Origin of the sequence: Pseudomonas sp. fls2-241-TYG-175 (genome assembly GCF_030209155.1) — a bacterium.
GTDB classification, from domain to species: domain Bacteria; phylum Pseudomonadota; class Gammaproteobacteria; order Pseudomonadales; family Pseudomonadaceae; genus Aquipseudomonas; species Aquipseudomonas viridiflava.
This window is the reverse complement of sequence record NZ_JARVSO010000026.1, coordinates 135,504-153,260: the sequence shown is the minus strand read 5'-3', so window position 1 is coordinate 153,260 and position 17,757 is coordinate 135,504. Positions and strand designations below refer to the sequence as shown.

The following is a 17,757-nucleotide window of genomic DNA, read 5'->3' as shown; positions in this document are numbered from 1 at the left end:
ATGGTAGTGTGGGGTTTCCCCATGTGAGAGTAGGTCATCGTCAAGATTAAATTCCAGAACCCCTCATCGCTCACGCGGTGAGGGGTTTTGTCTTTGTGGCGTCTGCAAAAGTGCCACGACGCTCGCCAGCCATCTCTGCGTTCAACTTGTGTGTGGCAATCCAGCGCGCTTGCCCTTATGGTTTGGCCTCAGGTTTCACTCGTTAACGTCAAGGAAGCAAGCATGCCCGTTACAACCTCGCTGAGCGCTGGCTTCATGGTGGTTCATGGCAACCGCCTGGATGAGCTGCGCAGTCTGGTTGTTTCCTGGATGAGGCGTTACCCGCTCGCACCACTGGAGAACGAGATTGCGCTAGTACAGAGCAACGGCATCGCCCAGTGGCTGAAGCTGGCTCTGGCCGAAGATGCGCAGGACGAAGACCTCGGCGGATGCGGCATTGCTGCAGCCATCGACGTCCAGTTGCCCGGCAGTTTCATGTGGAAGCTCTACCGGACAGTCTTGGGTCGAGATGAAATCCCCGAGACTTCCCTGCTCGACAAAGGCCCGCTGACCTGGCGCCTGATGCGTCTGCTGCCCGAGCTCATCAATCAGCCTCACTTCGAACCCTTGCAGCGCTTTCTCACGGCCGACACTGATCTGCGCAAGCGCTATCAATTGTCTGAGCGTCTGTCTGACTTATTTGACCAATATCAGGTGTATCGCGCCGACTGGCTGGAAGACTGGGCAGCCGGACGTCATCAGCTGCGCAACGTGAGAGGTGAGCCCAAGCCGCTGACCGCTTCTAACTGCTGGCAGGCGGAGTTGTGGCGAGCACTGCTGCATGACGTCGGGGCAGAAGGCATGGCGCAAAGCCGTGCAGGCGTGCATCAGCGTTTCATCGAGCGCATCAGCACGCTGACTGAAGCCCCCGCCGGACTGCCCGCACGTGTCATCGTATTCGGTATTTCGTCACTGCCCGCGCAGGCGCTCGAAGCGCTCGCCGGACTGGCCCGGTTCAGTCAGGTTCTGCTCTGCGTCCACAACCCATGCCGCCATCACTGGGCCGATATTGTTGCCGACAAGGACCTGTTGCGTCATCAGTACAAGCGCCAGGCACGAAAGACCGGCATGCCGATGGTGCTCGACCCCGAGGCCCTCCACCAGCACGCGCATCCCTTGCTCGCAGCATGGGGCAAGCAGGGTCGCGACTACATCAATCTGCTCGACAGCCATGACGACCCGCGTAGCTATCGTGCCTCGTTCAAGGACGAGCGCATCGACCTGTTCAGCGAAAGCGAACCCAGGAACATACTCAATCAGTTGCAGGATGACATCCTTGAGCTGCGTCCTCTGGATGAAACGCGGGAGCTCTGGCCCGCCGTAGACGCTTTGAAGGATCGCTCCATCCGCTTTCATGTCGCCCACAGCGCGCAACGGGAAGTCGAAGTGCTGCATGATCAGCTCCTGGCCCGTTTCAGTCGTGATCCCGAGTTGCGTCCGCGTGATGTGATCGTCATGGTTCCGGACATCGACAGCTACGCGCCGCACATTCGCGCTGTCTTCGGCCAGATAGAGCGCGATGATCGTCGCTTCATTCCTTTCACGCTGGCAGACCAGGGGCAACGTGGCCGCGAGCCTTTGCTGATCGCTGTTGAACACCTGCTGAAACTGCCCGACAGCCGCTTTCCGGTCAGCGAAATTCTTGACCTGCTCGACGTCCCGGCGCTGCGCGCGCGCTTCCGGATTCAGGAGCGTGACCTGCCGACCCTGCATCGCTGGATCGAAGGCGTAGGCATCCGCTGGGGGCTGAACGCACCTCAACGTGCAGGGCTGGGTTTGCCGGATGCGCTGGAGCAGAACAGCTGGCACTTCGGCCTGCGCCGCATGCTGCTCGGCTATGCAGTCGGTGCCGGTGCTGCCTACGAAGGTATCGAGCCTTACGATGAAATCGGAGGGCTGGACGCCGCATTGATCGGTCCGCTGGTGGCCCTGATCGATGCGTTGGAGGCCGCTCATGGCGAACTCTCGAAACCGGCCACCCCGACGCAATGGGGGGCTCGTCTGCAAGCTGTCCTGCAACTCTTCTTTGCCGCCGACAGCGAGCACGACGATTACCTGCTCGCCCAACTCGAAACCCTGCGCGAGAACTGGCTGGAGACCTGCGAAACCGTCGGCCTCATAGACGAGCTGCCTTTGACGGTCGTTCGCGAAGCCTGGCTGGCCGGGCTCGACCAGGGTCGGCTGTCCCAGCGCTTTCTGGCAGGCTCGGTCAACTTCTGCACGCTGATGCCCATGCGCGCGATTCCGTTCAAAGTGGTCTGCCTGCTGGGCATGAACGATGGTGATTACCCGCGCGCCCAGCCGCCGCTGGACTTCGACCTGATGGGCAGTGACTACCGCCCCGGCGACCGTTCGCGACGTGAAGACGACCGCTATCTCCTGCTGGAGGCGCTGCTATCCGCTAGGGATCAGCTTTACATCAGTTGGGTCGGCCGCAGCATTCGTGACAACAGTGATCGGCCCGCATCGGTGCTGATCGGTCAACTGCGTGATCATCTGGCAAGCGGCTGGGAGCTGGCCGGTGAGCCAGATACAACCGGCAAGCGCGATGAGGGAGAACGTCTGCTGAAAGCGCTGACGCTGGAGCATCCGTTGCAACCTTTCAGCGCCAATTATTTTCATGAAGGCACCGGCTACTTCAGCTTCGCCCGCGAATGGCGATTGCTGCACGAGACGGGGCTCGAGATGCCTGTATCGCCGGCGCTAACTCCCCATGAGCAGGAGGAGCCGCTGACCATCGCCCAATTGCAGGACTTTCTGCGCAACCCCGTGAAGCACTTTTTCAGTCAACGTCTGAAGATCTACTTCGAAGTGGCCGAAGCCCCGCTGGCCGATGAAGAACCCTTCGTGCTCGACGCGCTGGAGCGTTACGGGCTCAGCGACAGTCTGCTCAACGCCGCCATGGCGCAGCCTGACGACATCGACAACGCCCTCCAGGCACAGGCGCTCAAGTTGCAGGCCAGCGGTCTGCTGCCACTGGCAGGTTTCGGCACCTGCATGCAGCAGGAGTTGATCGAGCCGCTGCCCGATGTACTCAGGCGTTATCAGGAGCTGTTGACGCTATGGCCCGAGCCGCTAAGCAGTGCGCTGCCAATCAGCTTCAGCCATGGCGGTGTGAGCATCGACGGCTGGCTGGGCGGACTGCACCGCAATGCGCGAGGCGAGTTGTTGCTGGTCACGGCGATTCCCAACAGCATCGGCTCGAAGAAAACCCGCAAGTGGCATCGGCTGATCCGGCCGTGGGTCAATCATCTGGTGGCGTGTGCCTGTGAGCTGCCATTGAGCACCGCACTGGTGGCCAGCGATGAAACCCTGATGCTGGCTCCATTGGAAAAGGATGCCGCTGTCACAACCCTCAATCACCTGTTGATGGCCTGGCTGCGCGGTATGCAGCAGCCGTTGCCGGTGGCCGTGAAAACTGCATTCGCCTGGCTGGGACAACCCTTGGACAAGGCCGAGGCCGCCGCTCGCAAAGCCTATGAAGGCGACGGCCAGACCACCGATGGCGAGCGTCGGGAGAGCACGGCGCTGGCCCGCCAGTACCCGGACTTTGATGCCTTGATGGACAGCGAAGAATTCGTCGGCTGGTGCGAAACACTGTACAAGCCGATCTACGACGCCTCGTGGCAATCGCTCTCCAGTCTGGAGGCCAGTGCATGAACGACATGACGCTTCCACTGGCCCTGCGTTTCCCGTTGCGCGGCAGTCAACTGATCGAAGCCAGCGCCGGCACCGGCAAGACCTTCACCATCTCGGCGCTGTACCTGCGCCTGGTGCTGGGGCACGGTGACGAATCCTCAGGCTTTGGCCGCGAACTGCTGCCGCCACAAATACTGGTGGTGACCTTTACCGACGCCGCGACCAAAGAGCTGCGCGACCGGATTCGTACCCGACTCGCCGAGGCTGCGCGATTCTTCCGTGACGAAATCGACGCGCCCGATGACCTGATTGCCGAGCTGCGTGAGCAATTCAGCGCCGAGCTCTGGCCGAGTTGCGCCAACCGCCTGGACATCGCCGCACAGTGGATGGACGAGGCTGCGGTCTCGACGATCCACAGTTGGTGTCAGCGCATGTTGCGCGAGCACGCCTTCGACAGTGGCAGTCTGTTCACCCAGACCCTGGAAACCGATCACAGCGATCTGCTCGGCGAAGTGCTGCGCGACTACTGGCGTCGGTTCTGCTACCCCATGAGCGGCGACGCGCTGACCTGGGTGCGCGAGAATTGGAGCGGTCCTGCGGCGCTGTTGCCACGCGTGCGCGGCCTGTTCGGACGTGAGCGCAACATCGGCACTCAAGAGCCTGCCGAGTTGATTGCCGCGTCCCTTTTGGAGCGTCGCAAAGCGCTGGCCGCGCTGAAGGCACCCTGGACCGTCTGGACCGCTGAACTGCAGGCGATCTGTATGGACGGCGTGGCCCGCAAGATTGTCGACGGCCGCAAGATGCAGGAGCGCTACTTCAGGCCCTGGTTCGAAAAACTGGCCGACTGGGCCGCTGACGAAGCGGTGGAGGCGCTGGACCTGGGCACCGGTTTCACCCGACTGACGCCCGACGGTATCGCCGAGGCATGGAAAAGCGATGCGCCTTCGCACCCGGCCTTCGAGGCAATGCTCGAACTCAAGGCGGCGCTCGATGGTCTGCCGAAGCCTGACGCCGCCGTGTTGCAACACGCTGCGCAGTGGGTCAGCGCGCGTTTTGAAGAAGAGAAGCGTCGCCGTGCAGAAATGGGCTTCGACGACATGCTGCTCCGACTCGACAGCGCCTTGCACAGCGCAGGCGGCGAGCGGCTGGCGACCCTGATCCGCGAACAGTTTCCCGTCGCACTGATTGACGAATTCCAAGACACCGACCCGGTGCAGTACCGCATCTTCGAGAGCATCTATCGTCTCGAAGACAACGACGAGCAGACCGGCCTGTTTCTGATTGGCGACCCCAAGCAGGCGATCTACGCGTTCCGGGGAGCCGATATCTACACCTACCTGCGTGCGCGTCAGGCGACGTCGGGCCGCTGGCACACGCTGGACACCAACTACCGCTCCAGCCATGCGATGGTCGCGTCGGTCAACCATGTGTTCGAACGCGCCGAGTTGCGTCCGGAAGGACGCGGGGCGTTTCTGTTTCGGGAAGGCGAAAATAATCCCGTGCCGTTCTCCAGAGCACTGGCCCAAGGCCGCAAGGAGACGCTGCAGGTGGACGGCGCATCGCTCGCGGCATTGACGGTCTGGCATCTGGAAAGCGATCAACCGGTATCCGGCGTCACTTATCGCCAACAACTGGCGGCCAGTTGCGCGAGTGAAATCGTGCGACTGCTCAATGCCGGTCAGCAAGGTCGCGCCGGGTTCGCCGCGCCAGACAAGGTGCTGCGTGGCCTGCGTCCCGCCGACATTGCGATTCTGGTGCGTGACGGTAAGGAAGCACAGGCCGTGCGCAATGAGCTTTCGGCGCGGGGCGTGCGCAGCGTTTATCTGTCGGACAAGGACTCGGTGTTCGCCGCGCAGGAGGCCCACGATCTGCTGTCGTGGCTCAAGGCCTGTGCCGAGCCCGATTCGGAGCGCACGCTGCGGGCTGCGCTGGCCTGCATCACCCTCGACCTGCCGCTGGCCGAGCTGGAACGCCTGAATCAGGACGAACTGGCCTGGGAGCGGCGGGTCATGCAGTTCCGTGGCTATCGCGCCATCTGGCGCACCCAGGGCGTGCTGCCGATGCTGCGTCGCCTGCTGCATGACTTCGCCTTGCCACAGACCCTCATGACGCGAACTGACGGCGAGCGTGTGCTGACCAATATTTTGCACCTGTCCGAACTGCTGCAACAGGCCGCAGCCGAACTCGATGGCGAACAGGCCCTGATTCGTCACCTTGGCGATCATCTGGCGCTGTCCGGTCAGGCGGGTGAAGAGCAGATACTGCGGCTGGAAAGCGACGAGCAACTGGTCAAGGTTGTGACCATTCACAAGTCCAAGGGCTTGCAGTATCCGCTGGTGTTCCTGCCGTTCATCTGTTCTTCCAAGCCAGTGGATGGCAGCCGCCTGCCGCTGCAATTTCATGATGCCGAGGGCAACGCGCAGATCAGTCTGCAGCCCACCGAAGCGTTGATTCAGCAGTCGGACGACGAGCGCCTGGCCGAAGACCTGCGTCTGCTCTACGTCGCCCTGACCCGTTCGGAACACGCCTGCTGGCTGGGCGTCGCCGACCTCAAACGCGGCAACGCCAACAGCTCGATGCTGCACCGTTCGGCGCTGGGCTATCTGCTGGGCGGCGGTGCGGTGCTTGGCGAGTCGGCTGACCTGAAAGTCTGGCTGCGGGATCTGCATGCGGGCTGCGAGGCCATTGCGCTGCAGCCGGTGCCCGAGCCGACCACAGACAGCTTCAGCGCGCCGCGCAATGAAGCTTCGCTGCTCAAGCCGCTGGTGCCCAAACGGCGTGCTGCCGAAAACTGGTGGATCGCCTCGTACAGCGCGTTGCGCATCGGCGACACGATCACCGCCGGTGCCGACCAGTCTCCGGACAGCCCACAGGCGCAGAAACTGTTCGATGACGAACGTCTGGACCCCGAAGCGCCTCGCGACGTGCCGGCCAGCGGCGGTGACATCCATCGCTTTCCTCGCGGCCCTAACCCCGGCACCTTTCTGCACGGTCTGTTGGAATGGGCGGGCAACGAGGGTTTTGCGCAGACCGCCAACGACCCTGAGAGACTTGAAGATGCCGTCGCCCGGCGTTGTAACCGTCGCGGCTGGGAAGGCTGGATCAACACCCTGCGCGACTGGCTGCAGCATGTGCTGAACATGCCGTTGCGCCTGTCGCCGGATGCCACGCCGGTAGCGCTGGGTGAATTGGATCAACCCAATCAATATCGCGTCGAGATGGAGTTCTGGTTCGCCAGCAATCAGGTCGACGTCAGGCAGATGGATGCCCTCGTGCGCCGTTTCACTCACGACAACGCGCCACGCGCCGCCACCGAAACCGTCTCGCTCAACGGCATGTTCAAAGGCTTCGTCGACCTGACGTTCGAGCATGAGGGGCGCTATTACGTGGCCGACTACAAGTCCAACTGGCTGGGGGCGGACGAGACTGCTTACACCGAGCTGGCGATGGAAGCCTCGATTCTCGACAACCGCTATGACCTGCAATACGTGCTCTACCTGCTGGCCTTGCACCGACAGCTCAAGGCGCGGCTGGTCGATTACGACTATGACCAGCACATGGGCGGCGCGCTGTACCTGTTCCTGCGCGGCGCGCATGCGTCCACTCAGGGCGCTTATTTTACCCGGCCGCCGCGCGAGCTGATCGAAAGCCTGGACCTGCTGTTCCAGGGCAAACCGTTACCGCAGGAATTATCAGGAGCCTTCGCATGAGTCGCTCGTTCGAAGAGCTGTTGCCCACGGCGCTGAATGACGTCAGCCTCGCAGACCTGAGCCCGCTGACCCGTGTTCAGGATCTGCTGATCCTGCTGGAACGCTGGGTCGAGCGTGGCTGGTTGCGTTCACTGGACCGCGCCTTCGTGGCGTTCCTCAGTGACCTCGATCCCCAGGCTGATCCGCTGGTGCTGGTCGCGGCTGCGCTGACCAGCCATCAACTGGGGCACGGCCACGTGTGTCTCGACCTCTACGAAACGCTGAAAGAACCCGATTTCGCCCTGTCGCTGCCGCCGGAAGGCGACCTGCAAAGCGCACCGATGCTGTTGCCTTCGCAGTTGCTGGCGTCGCTGGACGGTGCTGCGTGGTGCCAGGCGCTGGCGGACAGCACTCTGGTGGCTCGGGCAGGAGACTCCAGCGTTGAGGCGCTGCAGAAGCCCTTGGTGCTGTCGGATCGACGCCTGTACCTGCGCCGCTACTGGACTTACGAGCGTCGGATCGCGGCGGCATTGCGTCAGCGTCTGGCGCAGGACGAAGCGCCTCCGTCAGATCTGGCGCAGCGTCTCGACACCTTGTTCGGCGCGGCCAACCCTGCGCCGGATGCAGTCATCGACTGGCAGAAACTGGCCTGCGCACTGGCCACACGTCGGGCGTTCAGCATCATCACCGGCGGACCGGGCACCGGTAAGACCACCACCGTGGTGCGCCTGCTCGCACTGCTGCAAGCGCCTGCGGTGCAGAGCGGCCAGCCGCTGCGCATTCGTCTCGCGGCACCGACCGGCAAGGCCGCTGCGCGACTCACCGAATCCATCAGCCAACAGGTGCAGAGTCTGGATGTCAGCGCCGAGGTGCGGCAGAAGATTCCGGCCGAAGTCACCACGGTTCACCGTTTGCTGGGCAGTCGTCCCGGTACGCGGCACTTCCGTCATCACGCAGGCAACCCGCTGCCGCTGGACGTGCTGGTGGTCGATGAAGCATCGATGATCGACCTGGAAATGATGGCCAACCTGCTTGACGCCTTGCCGCCACATGCGCGCATGGTCCTGCTGGGCGACAAGGATCAACTCGCCTCCGTCGAGGCGGGTGCTGTGCTGGGCGACCTGTGTCGCGACGCTGAAGAAGGTTTCTACAGCCCTGAAACCCAGGCTTGGCTGGAAGCTGTCAGCGGCGAGCAACTGGACAAGGGCGGTCTGCGCCAGGGCGATGCGCAACAGCACCCGCTGGCACAACAAGTGGTGATGCTGCGTCACTCGCGCCGTTTCGGGCAGGGCAGCGGCATCGGGCAATTGGCGCGACTGGTCAACCAACAACAGGACCAACAGGCGCGGGCGCTGCTGGCGGCAGGCAGTCACAGTGACGTTTTCGCACTGGCGCTCAAAGGCGAGCAGGACCTCAAGTTTGAACGCCTCGTGCTCGACGGTCTCGGCAAAGGCGAGCAGGGACCGCAAGGCTATCGGCATTACCTGAACGTCTTGGCCAATGAACGCCCGGCACAAGGTTCGACCCTCGACGACCCATGCTGGACGCTGTGGGCACGCTCCGTTCTGGAAGCCTTCGATTCGTTTCAACTGCTCTGCGCGGTCCGCAAAGGGCCTTGGGGCGTTGAGGGGTTGAACCAGCGCATCACTCACGCGCTGTTCAACGCCAACCTGATCGAAAGCGAGCAGCAGTGGTACGAAGGTCGCCCCGTGTTGATGACCCACAATGACTACGGCCTGGGCCTGATGAACGGCGACATCGGCATCACCCTGCGCCTGCCGGAGCGTGAAGGCGAAGACAAACAGGTCCTGCGCGTGGCGTTCCCGCGCAACGATGGCAGCGGCGGCGTGCGCTTCGTCCTGCCGAGCCGACTCAACGAAGTCGAAACCGTCTACGCCATGACCGTCCACAAATCCCAGGGCTCCGAATTCGCCCACACCGCGCTGATTCTCCCGGAAGCCCTGAACCCGGTGCTGACCAAGGAACTGATCTACACCGGCATCACCCGCGCCAAACACTGGTTCAGCCTGATAGAGCCACGCCAGGGCGTGTTCGAAGAAGCGCTGCGGCGCAAGGTGAAGCGGCTGAGCGGATTGATGCTGGGGCTTTGATGCTGGCTCATGGTGTAGCGCCGAACCTGCGGGATGCACGCTTTTTTGTAGGAGGCGCCACCACGTCTTCGACGTAGCGCTGTCGCGCGGCAAACTCAGTGGGAGCGGACTTGTCCGCGAATGCAGTAATTCAGCCACTGCATATGCGTCGGATGTACCGGCCTTTTCGCGGACAAACGGAACGCCGCCCGGTCCGCTCCCACAAATCGCGTTTCTTCAGTGGCTTACAGGTTGTTTGATAAGAGGCGGCTTGCCGGCGATAGCGTCATGAAGTTTCGCCTGAGTAAATGAATCGCCGACAATCCGCCTCCCGCAGTCCGGTGTTCGTAGCGCGACGGCGGTCTCTGCGCGTCGTTCATCACGACTCACGCCCGACAGCACGCTTATTGCTTGGTATGTCTCTCCAGCCTGTCAGGCTCAACCGAGATGAATCCAATGAGCAAACCCTTGGTTCAGTGGTCGATCAACCCACGCAGAACGGCGGTCATCGTCGTCGACATGCAAAAGGTCTTTTGTGAGCCCACAGGTGCGCTGTACGTAAAAAATACAGCTGACGTTGTCCAGCCCATCCAGCGGCTGCTGGAGGCCGCACGCGCGGGTGGGTTGATGGTGGTTTATCTGCGCCACATCGTGCGCGGTGATGGTTCGGACACCGGACGTATGCGCGATTTATACCCCAACGTGGACCAGATCCTCGCGCGGCACGACCCGGACGTTGAGGTTATCGAAGCGCTCGCGCCTCAATCGGGTGATGTGATTATCGACAAGCTGTTCTACAGCGGTTTCCACAACACCGACCTGGACACCGTGCTGCGTGCGCTGGATGTGGACACCATCATCGTCTGCGGTACGGTCACCAACGTGTGTTGCGAAACCACCATCAGGGACGGCGTGCACCGCGAGTACAAGGTCATCGCCCTGAGCGACGCGAATGCTGCGATGGACTACCCGGATGTTGGGTTCGGCGCTGTTTCGGCTGAAGAGGTTCAGCGCATATCGCTGACGACGATTGCCTATGAGTTCGGTGAAGTCACCACGACTGCCGACGTCATTCAGCGTATCGAAAGTACTTAGAGAGCGTAGACAAGAGCGTGCTCAATTCTGGCCCGTTTTTCGTTATTGCGCCTTCAAACCATGCACTCCGTTTCAGACCATTTGATCCGGCCCGAGTGCATGAAAAGCTAACGTTTTGTATGCGTTATGAATTTCTCCAGTGGCATGGTTTCTGCTCTCGCCTCGTTGACCTTCACCCCTGAAGGCGAGCCTTTTCCGAAACCTGTCAGCGAGAGGAATCAGCCACATGACTCTGCACTATGTGCCCATCGTTAACCTGGCCCCGTATTTTTCAGGAGAACCGGACGGCAAGGCAGCCGTGGCGCAGGCAGTCAATCAGGCGTGCAAGGACATAGGTTTTCTGGTGATCACCGAACACCAGATTCCCGGCGAGCTGATAGACAGGGTCTCGCGTCTGACCCGGCAGTTCTTCGATTTGCCATTGGCCGAAAAGCGCAAGGTTGACCGACCCAGCCCGGAGATGGTGCGTGGTTACAGCGCGATTGCCGAGGAGAGCCTGTCGTATTCGCTGGAAGAAAGTGCACCGGGCGACCTCAAGGAGTCTTTTTCCATCGGGCCGAGCAACGTGCCGGATGAGGATTACTACCACAACGGCGAAGCGGGTTCGCACTTCGCCCCCAACGTTTGGCCTTCGCAAGAACTTCTGCCTGGATTCAAAGAGGCTTATCAAGCCTACTTCGACGCCATGAGCGAACTGGCCCAATCATTGATGCGCCTGTTTGCCCTGGCACTGGAACTGGACGAGCGCTTTTTCGACGACAGGATTGACCGGCATATCAGCATGTTCCGCAGCCTCAGTTACCCGGACATCAAGACTGAAGTCGAGGCAGGGCAATTACGCGCCAGCGCGCATACCGACTACGGCAGCCTGACTATCGTTCGTCCCGACAACGCACTGGGCGGTCTGCAAGTGCGCAATCAAAAAGGCGAGTGGGTCGATGTGCCGTATGTCGAGAATGGTTTTGTCGTCAACATTGGCGACCTGATGATGCAGTGGACCAACGACCAGTGGATTTCCACGCTGCATCGAGTGGTCAACCCGCCGATGACCAGCGAGCACGACAACCGGCGTCAGTCGCTGGTGTTCTTCCATCAGCCCAACTACGACACCTTGATCGAGTGTCTGCCCGGCTGCCTGCCGTCTGGCGCGACGCCTCGGCATGCGCCGGTCACATCGGGCGATCACTTGCTGTCCAAGTTCGTCAAACAGACCACCTTTGGCGGCAGTAAGGTGGCCTGACATGAACTCACTGTCTTACGTCAACGTGTTCGCTCAGGACATCATTCGCCTGAGCACTTTCTACTCGGAGCTGTTCGGCTTCCCCGAAATCGAAGCAATCAGATCGCCGATATTCCGCGGACTTGATACAGGCAAGTCCAGCATTGGCTTCAATGCGCTTGATGCGTATGAGCTGCTGGGGCTGGACGAGTTCGCGGGCAGCACCGGATGCAAGTTCCTGCTCAACATCGACGTGTCGGAACAAACCGAAGTGGACCGGCTGGTGCCGCTGGCGGTAGAGCAGGGTGCCACGTTGATAAAGGCACCGTATCTGACGTATTACAACTGGTATCAGGCCGTGCTGCTGGACCCGGAGCGGAATGTTTTCAGGATCAACTTTATGCTTTGAAACGTTGTTGCCTTATGTCCTGATGACGAACTCGATAACTCATTACGACAATCTGGAGGTTCCCATTTTGTCTTATGGGCGGAAAGGGTCTGGTCTCCCAGAACACTGTTTCAGACGAGCAATTACGTCGGGCGCCGTTTCGGCTGTGTCGATCCTGCCGCTATCATCCAGATAGATGTCTATCGTACTTCCCCATTCAGGTGTGATGTCGATGCACCGCTTGAAACCCTTGTCAGTCCACCAATCGAACATCATGAAGAAGTCCTCATCAGGGAATATGTGGCTGAACTCAACGGCTGAACCGCCGTGCCTGATATCACCCCTGTGGATTCTGTCCTGAGTGTTCCAAACGTATCGAAACTCTTCGTTGCTATTGGGAGAGAAGTTGACCGCTACGACCGGGGAAGCGAAATACCAAAAAGCCACAGGAAGGATGATGAGCAGAAGAATTATCCAGCGGCCATACCGGATCCTGGGTTTATTGACAAACATGTATTTGGACCCCTTTACCCCATGCCTGGGGCGGTACTGCAAGCACTTCGTCCATGATCATCCTGGCCGTGATGCCTCTGTTGGGATGTTGTTGATAGAGCTTCACCCCAATACTAATGGATATTCGGTCGGGAGCATCATCCCAGGCTCTCAGACCCTCGACATCACCGGAGCGGTTCGGACCGGGTAGCTCCCACTGAGCCTTGGGCTTTGTAAAAACCTCCTCGACCTTCCGGCCGGCGTCTGAAATTATCTGCTCGGCTCCTGCCCCATCCAAGAGGACGCTTTCGGAAAGCCCCCCGGCCATGCCTACATATCCGTAATGGACGTTGGACCAGATGTCATAAAAATAATCGTACTGACCTTGTTTGTGCCAGACACCACCCATTGTTCGACGAATGATCGGCTTGTGATCCCACGGGCGATTTTGACCCACTCGTTCTGTCCAGATGGCAAACGCCTTTACTTGCATACCGGCCGCCATGCTGTAGAAATCCGGGCCGGGACCAAGGCGCAAGTAAAATGGAAGCGCCTCATACTCCTTCATCTTTGCGGCAGCATCGAAGCTATTGAGTTCTCTCATCTGCCGAACTTCCGGGCTGTTGATGTTGGTGTTGATCTCGCCAGCAATGTAGGTCGCCAACTCTTCCATCCTATCTGGATCTTTGCAGGCGGCAGGTTCCACTTTTGGCTCAGGTTTCGTCTCCGGCTCCTTACTGGCTGCCTCGTCATCAATCAAAGCATCCGCCGCCAAGGCTTTTTCCTTGAGCTTGGGATCAGCCAACAAGGTCGCCATCTTTTCATCGTCCAAAGAGCCATCTGGCCGGAAGGCCCCCAGCGCCATGAAGTTAATGATCGTTGCACCGCCAGCGTCCCCCATGACGAATCCGCCACCGACGTCGCCTGAGCCTGTGATGATTGTCCCGCCGTGACTGGTAGGGCTTCCCAGGTGAGCCATAGGACGACCATTCACCAGAATGGAAGGAAACCCGGCAGTAAGTACCGCGCCGCACCCGCAGGTATCACCGACACGAGCGGACCCCATAAAATTGATATTGACGTCACTTGATGCCGAGGCAATAGGTGTTATGCCGTGACCGGGCATGGGGCAGAGGTGTTTGTCACCCAGCCGGGCAGAAGAAATCATGAATCATCCTTGCGTCTTTCGTCCCTTGGGACATAAAGCCAGGCTTCAGCTGACTCGCGGCAGGCTACCGCGAGCAAATGGATGAGTCAGTAGGACGAGTCCTAATCATGATTAGCGTGTTCATTGAGTGGCTGACGGCAAATCTGAATGGCAGTTTAAAACCGGTTGCACACGCTGCGTCCTGCCTTATTTGTTGCTGCCTTTGGAGGCTTGATCTGCAAACCGGAGCCCCTGCGTTTTGCCCAATAACACGTCCCGATTCATCTCCGTCACTTCCCGTACGTAATCCCACAACACCGTAATCCGCTTCAACTTGCGCAAGTCCTCTCGGCAGTACATCCAGAACTGCCGAACGATCTCTACTTCATCCTCCAGCACCGGCACCAGCCGTGGATCCTGCGACGCCAGAAAGCACGGCAGGATTGCCAGCGCGCGGCCTTGCAGGGCGGCGGTGTATTGGGCGATGACGCTGGTGCTGCGCAGTTGCGCCTGGGCGTTGGGCAGCAGGTTGCTGAGGTAGAGCAGTTCGGAGCTGAAGGCCAGGTCGTCGACGTAGCTGATGAACGGGTGCTGGCTCAGGTCTTCCTTGCGCTGGATCGGCGGGTGGTTGTCCAGATAGTCCTGCGTGGCGTACAGGCGCAGGCTGTAGTCGCAGAGTTTGCAGCACACGTATGGCCCGTGTTCGGGGCGTTCGAGGGCGATGACGATGTCGGCTTCGCGTTTGGACAGGCTGATGAAGTGGGGCAGCGGCAGGATGTCGACCGAGATACTGGGGTAGGCGTCGAGGAAGTGGCTCAGTTGCGGCGTGATGAAGAAGCTGCCGAAGCCTTCGGTGCAGCCGATGCGGATGTGTCCGGACAGCGCCACGCTTGAGCCGGACACCTGTTCGCAGGCCAGGTGCAGCGTGCTTTCGATGGACTCGGCGTAACCCAGCAGGCGCTGACCTTCGGCGGTCATGATGAAGCCGTTGTTGCGGGACTTTTCGAACAGCAGTGTGCCGAGCGAGTTTTCCAGCGAGGTGATGCGTCGCGACACGGTGGTGTAGTCCACCGCCAGACGTTTTGCGGCGCTGCTGACTTTGCGGGTGCGTGCCACTTCAAGGAAAAACTTCAGGTCATCCCAGTTCAACAACCCCAGGGATGTGATGTTTTTTTGCATGTTGAGCCTGCTTTTATGTGCGTTCTTGTTAGAAGTTTGCACATCTATACTCCAAAGCACGCCCTCTGACCATCCAACAACAACGCTGTCAGGGAAACCGTGACGGCTGGCCATCGAGTGCCCGGCGGGTCCGGTGTGCCTGAAGGGAGAACGGTTGAAATGAACGCCTCACTGAACAAGAACAATACGGCCGTAGCTCGCGTGAAACTGCTGATTGACGGCGAATGGGTCGACTCGCAAAGCAACGAGTGGCAGGACATCGTCAACCCGGCGACGCAAGAAGTGCTCGCGCAAGTGCCGTTCGCCACAGCGACTGAAGTGAACGCGGCCGTGGCTGCTGCGCACAAGGCGTATCGCACCTGGCGGGAAACGCCGATCGGTGCCCGCATGCGCATCATGATCAGGTTGCAGGCGCTGATCCGCGAGCACTCCAAACGTATCGCAGCAGTGCTCAGTGCCGAGCAGGGCAAGACCCTTGCCGATGCCGAGGGCGATATCTTTCGTGGCCTGGAAGTTGTCGAGCATGCCTGTTCGATCGGCACGCTGCAGATGGGCGAATTTGCCGAAAACGTGGCCAGTGGCGTCGATACCTACACGCTGCGCCAGCCCATTGGCGTCTGTGCCGGGATCACGCCGTTCAACTTTCCCGCGATGATCCCGTTGTGGATGTTCCCGATGGCCATCGCCTGCGGCAACACTTTCGTGCTCAAGCCTTCCGAGCAGGATCCGCTGTCGACCATGCTGCTCGTCGAACTGGCGGTCGAGGCGGGCATTCCGGCCGGTGTGCTCAACGTGGTGCACGGCGGCAAGGAGGTCGTTGACGCGATCTGCACGCATCCGGACATCAAGGCCATTTCCTTCGTCGGCTCGACGGCCGTTGGCACCCATGTGTATGACCTCGCAGGTCGGCATGGCAAGCGCGTGCAGGCCATGATGGGGGCCAAGAACCACGCGGTGGTGCTGCCCGACGCCAACCGCGAGCAGACCCTCAATGCGCTGGTGGGCGCAGGTTTTGGTGCGGCCGGGCAGCGTTGCATGGCGACCTCGGTGGTGGTGCTGGTCGGCGCCTCGAAACGGTGGCTGCCGGACCTCAAGGCGCTGGCGCAGAAGCTCAAGGTCAATGCCGGTCATGAGCCAGGCACCGACATCGGTCCCGTTATCTCCCGCCGTGCCCGGCAGCGCATCGTCGATCTGATCGAAAGCGGCGTACGTGAAGGCGCGACGCTGGAGCTGGACGGCCGGGACATTTCGGTACCGGGCTATGAGGGTGGCAACTTCGTCGGACCGACGCTTTTTTCCGGCGTCAGCACCGACATGCAGATCTACACCCAGGAAATCTTCGGCCCAGTGCTGGTGGTGATCGAGGTGAATACCCTGGATGAAGCCATCGCATTGGTGAACGCCAATCCCTTCGGTAATGGCACCGGCCTGTTCACCCAGAGCGGTGCGGCGGCGCGCAAGTTTCAGAGTGAAATCGACGTCGGCCAGGTAGGCATCAACATCCCGATTCCGGTCCCGGTGCCGTTTTTCAGCTTCACCGGTTCACGGGGTTCCAAGCTGGGTGATCTGGGGCCGTACGGCAAACAGGTGGTGCAGTTCTACACCCAGACCAAGACCGTCACCAGCCGCTGGTTCGATGACGACAGCGTGAATGACGGCGTGAACACCACGATCAATCTGCGCTGAGCCCAGGCAGTTCCGCGAAGGAGAATAACAATGAACATCGCATTCATCGGTCTGGGCAACATGGGCGCACCCATGGCCCGCAATCTGATCAAGGCCGGGCACTCGCTGCAGCTGTTTGATCTGAACAAGGCCGTACTGGCCGAATTTGCCGAACTGGGCGCGCAGATCAGCGATTCGCCCAGGCAGGCGGCCGAGGGCAGCGCACTGGTCATCACCATGCTGCCAGCAGCAACCCATGTGCGCAGTGTGTACCTGAACGATGACGGCGTGCTGAAAGGCATCGCCCCCGGTACGCCTGCGGTTGATTGCAGCACCATCGATCCGCAGACCATCCGTGACATTGCCGCTGTCGCTGCGCAGCAAGGCGTCGTGCTCGGTGACGCGCCGGTTTCGGGCGGCACGGGTGGCGCGCAGGCGGGCACGCTGACGTTCATGGTGGGTGGCTCGCCCGAGCACTTTGCAACGCTCAAGCCAGTGCTGGAACAGATGGGCCGAAACATCGTGCATTGCGGTGAAGTCGGAACCGGTCAGATCGCCAAGATCTGCAACAACATGCTGCTGGCGATTTCGATGATCGGTGTGTCGGAATCGATGGCGCTGGGCAATGCGCTGGGCATCGATACGCAGGTGCTGGCCAATATCATCAACACCTCGACCGGCCGTTGCTGGAGTTCGGAAGCCTACAACCCTTGGCCGGGCGTGGTCGAAACCGCTCCGGCATCGCGAGGGTACACCGGCGGCTTCGGGGCCGAACTGATGCTCAAGGACCTGGGGCTGGCAACCGAGGCGGCGAGGTCGGTGCAGCAGCCGGTGGTTCTCGGTGCGGTGGCGCATCAGTTGTATCAGTCCATGAGTTTGCGGGGCGAGGGCGGGAAAGACTTCTCGGCGATCATTGAGGGGTATCGCAGGAAGCCGTGAAGTATTGCCGCGCAACGCACGTCCTGGCGCCAAGACGTGCGTTTACGCGTTTGCACTAGGTAAACACGTCAGGACCCGCTACCTTGATCGGGTTCGACCACCGCAAGGATGCAGGTATGCCTTGGGGAGGTAGTGCAGCGCCATCGCCCTCCATGTGGGCAGTGGGTATCAAACGT

The 17,757-nt window shown here is 60.5% G+C and carries 11 protein-coding genes; 8 read left to right on the top strand and 3 right to left on the bottom strand.

The annotated features are described in order from the left end of the window. Positions 1-222: 222 nt before the first annotated feature. From recC to QRN20_RS19155, 6 genes are all read left to right on the top strand, one after another. The gene (gene recC, locus QRN20_RS19180) at positions 223-3,699 is read left to right on the top strand and encodes an exodeoxyribonuclease V subunit gamma (protein WP_122606548.1); all 3,477 of its coding nucleotides are present in this window, start codon (positions 223-225) and stop codon (positions 3,697-3,699) included. Beyond that, positions 3,696-7,388, top strand: a complete 3,693-nt coding sequence (gene recB, locus QRN20_RS19175; RefSeq protein WP_122490915.1) for an exodeoxyribonuclease V subunit beta — start codon at positions 3,696-3,698, stop codon at positions 7,386-7,388. Before recC ends, recB begins: the two co-directional genes overlap by 4 nt. Next, complete coding sequence (gene recD, locus QRN20_RS19170; RefSeq protein WP_122454254.1) at positions 7,385-9,478, top strand: exodeoxyribonuclease V subunit alpha; 2,094 nt, start codon at positions 7,385-7,387, stop codon at positions 9,476-9,478. Before recB ends, recD begins: the two co-directional genes overlap by 4 nt. A 435-nt stretch (positions 9,479-9,913) precedes the next feature. Next, the gene (locus QRN20_RS19165) at positions 9,914-10,552 is read left to right on the top strand and encodes a cysteine hydrolase family protein (RefSeq protein WP_285360994.1); all 639 of its coding nucleotides are present in this window, start codon (positions 9,914-9,916) and stop codon (positions 10,550-10,552) included. A gap of 226 nt (positions 10,553-10,778) precedes the next feature. Continuing rightward, positions 10,779-11,792: an isopenicillin N synthase family dioxygenase gene (locus QRN20_RS19160; RefSeq protein ID WP_058432659.1), complete on the top strand. Its 1,014-nt coding sequence runs from the start codon at positions 10,779-10,781 to the stop codon at positions 11,790-11,792. Between the two features lies 1 nt (position 11,793). Next, positions 11,794-12,180, top strand: a complete 387-nt coding sequence (locus tag QRN20_RS19155; RefSeq protein ID WP_058432658.1) for a VOC family protein — start codon at positions 11,794-11,796, stop codon at positions 12,178-12,180. Positions 12,181-12,252: 72 nt separating this feature from the next. On the opposite strand, the gene QRN20_RS19150 is transcribed toward QRN20_RS19155, so the two are convergent. The 3 genes from QRN20_RS19150 to QRN20_RS19140 all read right to left on the bottom strand — a co-directional run bounded on the left by QRN20_RS19150 (position 12,253) and on the right by QRN20_RS19140 (position 14,977). Beyond that, positions 12,253-12,672 (bottom strand): hypothetical protein, encoded by a 420-nt coding sequence (locus QRN20_RS19150; RefSeq protein ID WP_058432657.1) that lies wholly within the window; start codon positions 12,670-12,672, stop codon positions 12,253-12,255. Continuing rightward, a complete protein-coding gene (locus QRN20_RS19145; RefSeq protein ID WP_285360992.1) occupies positions 12,659-13,819 on the bottom strand; it encodes a polymorphic toxin type 44 domain-containing protein in 1,161 nt (386 codons plus the stop codon). The genes QRN20_RS19150 and QRN20_RS19145 overlap by 14 nt, the downstream gene beginning before the upstream one ends. Positions 13,820-14,005: 186 nt before the next feature. After that, positions 14,006-14,977, bottom strand: coding sequence for a LysR family transcriptional regulator (locus tag QRN20_RS19140; protein WP_058432655.1), 972 nt, complete (start codon positions 14,975-14,977; stop codon positions 14,006-14,008). Positions 14,978-15,136: 159 nt separating this feature from the next. Between QRN20_RS19140 and QRN20_RS19135 the strand changes: the two genes are divergently transcribed. Together QRN20_RS19135 and mmsB are read left to right on the top strand one after the other, a co-directional pair. Continuing rightward, positions 15,137-16,663, top strand: a complete 1,527-nt coding sequence (locus QRN20_RS19135) for a CoA-acylating methylmalonate-semialdehyde dehydrogenase (RefSeq protein WP_285360991.1) — start codon at positions 15,137-15,139, stop codon at positions 16,661-16,663. A 30-nt stretch (positions 16,664-16,693) separates the two neighbouring features. Continuing rightward, positions 16,694-17,581, top strand: a complete 888-nt coding sequence (gene mmsB / locus QRN20_RS19130; protein ID WP_122429515.1) for a 3-hydroxyisobutyrate dehydrogenase — start codon at positions 16,694-16,696, stop codon at positions 17,579-17,581. Positions 17,582-17,757 lie beyond the last annotated feature (176 nt).

Excerpts from the sequence above, each read along its gene's own strand:
- recC (WP_122606548.1), top strand. The coding sequence starts at position 223 with ATGCCCGTTACAACCTCGCTGAGCGCTGGCTTCATGGTGGTTCATGGC.
- recB (WP_122490915.1), top strand. The coding sequence starts at position 3,696 with ATGAACGACATGACGCTTCCACTGGCCCTGCGTTTCCCGTTGCGCGGC.
- recD (WP_122454254.1), top strand. The coding sequence starts at position 7,385 with ATGAGTCGCTCGTTCGAAGAGCTGTTGCCCACGGCGCTGAATGACGTC.
- QRN20_RS19165 (WP_285360994.1), top strand. The coding sequence starts at position 9,914 with ATGAGCAAACCCTTGGTTCAGTGGTCGATCAACCCACGCAGAACGGCG.
- QRN20_RS19160 (WP_058432659.1), top strand. The coding sequence starts at position 10,779 with ATGACTCTGCACTATGTGCCCATCGTTAACCTGGCCCCGTATTTTTCA.
- QRN20_RS19155 (WP_058432658.1), top strand. The coding sequence starts at position 11,794 with ATGAACTCACTGTCTTACGTCAACGTGTTCGCTCAGGACATCATTCGC.
- QRN20_RS19150 (WP_058432657.1), bottom strand. The coding sequence starts at position 12,672 with ATGTTTGTCAATAAACCCAGGATCCGGTATGGCCGCTGGATAATTCTT.
- QRN20_RS19145 (WP_285360992.1), bottom strand. The coding sequence starts at position 13,819 with ATGATTTCTTCTGCCCGGCTGGGTGACAAACACCTCTGCCCCATGCCC.
- QRN20_RS19140 (WP_058432655.1), bottom strand. The coding sequence starts at position 14,977 with ATGCAAAAAAACATCACATCCCTGGGGTTGTTGAACTGGGATGACCTG.
- QRN20_RS19135 (WP_285360991.1), top strand. The coding sequence starts at position 15,137 with ATGAACGCCTCACTGAACAAGAACAATACGGCCGTAGCTCGCGTGAAA.
- mmsB (WP_122429515.1), top strand. The coding sequence starts at position 16,694 with ATGAACATCGCATTCATCGGTCTGGGCAACATGGGCGCACCCATGGCC.